Origin of the sequence: Flavobacterium nitrogenifigens, from assembly GCF_003254565.1 — a bacterium.
In the GTDB taxonomy this organism is placed as follows: Bacteria; Bacteroidota; Bacteroidia; order Flavobacteriales; family Flavobacteriaceae; genus Flavobacterium; species Flavobacterium nitrogenifigens.
The window spans coordinates 1-271 of sequence record NZ_QJRI01000045.1 but is presented as its reverse complement, the minus strand read 5'-3'; the positions used below and the strand labels follow the sequence as shown (position 1 = coordinate 271).

Below are 271 nucleotides of genomic sequence, written 5' to 3'. Positions count from 1 at the left end.
AGTTGATTTTCCGGAATTGGGCATTCAGTATAAAGACTATGCCGTTTGGCTCAATGGAGCATTGCATCAGGCAAAACATCAGGCCTCAGAAGCTTATTGGCTGAATCAGTTTGAAGGAGAACTACCAGTTTTAGATCTTCCTAGTTTTAAGACAAGACCTTTGGTTCAGACCTATAATGGGGCTAATATCAGCCATCATTTTTCGCAAGCATTTTTAGAGGAACTAAAAGCATTCTCAAAAGCGCAGGATGTTACGCTGTTTATGACACTT

Annotated in this window: 1 protein-coding gene; it reads left to right on the top strand. The window is 40.2% G+C overall.

Annotation, left to right across the window (positions count from 1 at the left end; translation table 11 throughout):
* A partial coding sequence (locus DM397_RS00195) for a condensation domain-containing protein (protein WP_162615413.1) occupies positions 1–271 on the top strand: 271 nt, incomplete at both ends.